We start from the raw sequence: 3,365 nt of genomic DNA, 5'->3' as shown, positions 1-3,365 counted from the left end.
GCCGACGTCTGCCCACGCACCTCGTCGAGCGCCGCCTTCAGACCGGCGCCGTTCTCGGCGACCGGGTACAGGCAGCGAATCACCTTGGACCGCAAGCCGTGCCGACGACCGTTGACCTCGACGTCCGGGTCGAGGTTGATCAGCTTGGCCAGTTCGTGGTTGCGCAGAATCGGCTGCGGCAAGACGATTTGGCGACAGGAGTCCTCGTTGGGGTTGAGCAGGTCGCCCTCCGGCCCGACGGTGCCCTGCAGACTGGTCACCACCTCTTCGCGGATGGCATCCAGCGGTGGGTTGGTCACCTGCGCGAACAGTTGCTGGAAGTAGTCGAACAGCATCCGCGGCCGCTGAGAGAGTACCGCAACCGGCGTATCGGTGCCCATCGAACCGATCGGCTCGGCGCCGGTCCGCACCATCGGCGCCACCAACAGGTTGAGCTCTTCGTAGGTGTAACCGAAAACCAACTGGCGCAACACAACCCGATGGTGCGGCATCCGGGCGTAGTTGCCCTGGGGCAGCTCGGCCAGCGGAATCAGCCCGTTGCCCAGCCACTGCCGATACGGCTGCTCGGCGGCCAGTTCGGCCTTGATCTCCTCGTCGGACACGATCCGGCCCTGCGTGGTGTCGACCAGGAACATCCGGCCGGGCTGCAGCCGCATCCGCCGCACCACCGTCGACGGGTCGAGGTCCAGCACGCCGGCTTCGGAAGCCATCACGACAAGGCCGTCGGCGGTGACCCAAATCCGCGACGGGCGTAGGCCGTTGCGGTCGAGGACCGCGCCGATGATGGTGCCATCGGTGAACGTCATCGACGCCGGGCCGTCCCACGGTTCCATCAGCGAGGAGTGATATTGGTAAAACGCCCGCCGGGCCGGGTCCATCGACTCGTGCCGCTCCCACGCCTCGGGGATCATCATCAGCACCGCGTGGGCGAGGCTGCGCCCGCCCAGGTGCAACAGTTCCAGCGCCTCGTCGAAGCGCGCGGTGTCTGAGGCGCCCGGGGTGCAGATCGGGAACAGCTTGTCGACGTCATCGTAGGAGCCGAAGACGTCGGTCTTTATCAACGCCTCGCGGGCGCGCATCCAGTTCTCGTTACCTGTGACGGTGTTGATCTCGCCGTTGTGGGCGATGCGGCGGAACGGGTGCGCCAGCGGCCACGACGGGAAGGTGTTGGTAGAAAAGCGAGAGTGCACGATGCCCAGCGCACTGGCCAGCCGGTCGTCTTGCAGATCGAGATAAAAGGCCTTGAGCTGCGGGGTGGTCAACATTCCCTTGTAGACGAATGTCTGTCCGGAAAGGCTTGGGAAATAAACCGTTTCGCGACCGGGACCGTCCTGCCCAGGGCCCTTGGTGCCGAGTTCGTGCTCGGCACGCTTGCGGATGACGTAGGCGCGCCGCTCCAAGTCCATGTCGCTGGCGCCTGCGATGAACAGCTGGCGGAAGGTGGGCATCGCGTCGCGGGACAGCGCGCCCAGCGACGACTCGTCGGTCGGCACGTCGCGCCAGCCGAGCGTCTGCAGGCCTTCGGCTTCGACGATCTTCTCCACCGCAGCACAGGCCGCCGCCGCTTCTTTCGAGGATTGCGGCAGGAACGCGATGCCGGTGGCGTAGTTGCCCGCTTCGGGCAGCTCAAACTCGACGACCGAACGCAGGAAGTGATCGGGAACCTGGATCAGGATGCCGGCGCCGTCGCCGCTATGCGGCTCGGCGCCTTGTGCGCCGCGATGCTCGAGGTTGAGCAGCGCGGTGATCGCCTTGTCCACGATGTCGCGGCTGCGGCGGCCGTGCATGTCGACGACCATGGCCACCCCGCATGAGTCGTGCTCGAATGCGGGGTTGTAGAGCCCCGTAGAGCCCGAGCGGTTGGGCGCCATTCCCACCTGACCCTTCACCAATACTTTCTGCCGCGGAATTCCTCAATCATCTCCGTTGGCGCCGCGCCCCGGAGGCTTGCGGGCTAGGCCCCATCGGTCTTGTCGATATGCTGGTCGCCTGGCGGCGGTGATCCGGTTGGGGATGCATCCGTGCAGCGTTGCACGGTGGCCCTGTACCCGGTTTTCGACAAGTCGTAAAACGATATGACAAAACCCGCCTGACATGCCAACTTCATCAATACTAACCCGCCGGTCGGGGGTGCTGCTTCGTTGCGGCGGCTCTGCTGGGCCGGTTTGCCTGTTCAGGCAGTGACGCTGGCTATTTGGATGTGCCGGAACGTGTTTGCGCGGCGTGCGGCAATAGGCTGCCGCCCACACGATGTGCTGCGGCAATTTGCTGTGATGGAGATCCAACAACGGGCAGATCACCGGGTAGCTCGCCCGCAGGCCTGGTGGGTCCGGTGATGCGCCTCACCATAAGGCGTGGCAGCGGCGGTGCATGGGCCGATTCGGTGGTAGTTGCCGGGCGTCTGGGCCGCCGGGGCGGGTAAACGGGGACCCTGCCGAAGAAGTTGCCCGGATTTTTTAAGCCACATCGGCGGTGTCGGTATGCAACAGGTGTCGACTTGAACGCCGTGGCTTGGGTGACCCGCAGCGCATCTACGATGCCATTGTCGGGCTGGCGAGGTTTATAGCCGCTTCGATGGACCGATTCCGCTCGCACAGCCAACGGAGAATCCATGATGACGATCGGATCGCCAGCTTGCGGGAGCACTGGGTATCCGAGCACGTGAGCCCATGAACGAGCGTGACGATTTCCTGCGGGACCGGCTGGACCGGCTAGGGCCTGCGGCCCATGCCGGTCCGCCAGAACGACCGCCACATCCGCAGGCCGACGCTCGGCGAGCGCCACACCCGCAGGCCGGCGGCCCGCGATCTGCTGCGCCGCGGCCCGCCGCCGGAACTCAGCAAGCTTCGTGGGGTGGGCTCGACGTTTCGCCGGCACTGCCGCAACCGCGGCCACCCATTCCCAAATACGGCTGGCGGCGCATCGTGTGCAAGGCCACCTTCGGCCGGATCAATCCCGGACCGTCGCCCCAGGAAAAGCAGGAAGCCGATTATGCGGCCACCATCGGCGCCGTGCTTCGCGGCAACTACAAGGTGGGTGTGCTCGGCAAGGGCGGTGTCGGGAAAACCACCATCGCCGCGAGCGTTGGGTCGATCTTCGCGGAGATGCGCCGGCAAGACCGCGTGGTCGCGGTCGACGCCGACACTGCCTTCGGCCGGCTTGGCAGCAGGATCGACCCGCAGACCAGCGGCTCGTACTGGGAACTTGCCGCCGACCGGAATCTTGCGTCGTTCGCCGATGTGACCAGTCGCGTCGGCAGCAATTCGGCGGGCCTGTACGTGCTGGCCGGGGAGCCGACGGCCGGTCCGCGCCGCGTGCTCGATCCCGCGCTGTATCGCGAAGCCGCGTCGCGGCTCGACCGTCAC

2 protein-coding genes are annotated in these 3,365 nt (G+C 66.0%); one reads left to right on the top strand and one right to left on the bottom strand.

Annotation, left to right across the window (positions count from 1 at the left end; all coding sequences use genetic code 11):
- Window positions 1-1,871: glutamate synthase central domain-containing protein (locus tag WAN71_RS23600; RefSeq protein WP_422227652.1), on the bottom strand; the 1,871-nt coding region annotated here is incomplete at its 3' end.
- A 798-nt stretch (window positions 1,872-2,669) separates the two neighbouring features.
- Here WAN71_RS23600 and WAN71_RS23595 point away from each other — a divergent pair.
- On the top strand, window positions 2,670-3,365 hold a 696-nt coding region (locus tag WAN71_RS23595), incomplete at its 3' end, for a MinD/ParA family ATP-binding protein (RefSeq protein WP_422227651.1).

The sequence above is a fragment of the Mycobacterium sp. genome, assembly GCF_049280035.1.
Lineage (GTDB): Bacteria > Actinomycetota > Actinomycetes > Mycobacteriales > Mycobacteriaceae > Mycobacterium.
The sequence above is the reverse complement of the archived record's forward strand: the minus strand, read 5'-3'. Positions and strand labels throughout refer to the sequence as shown.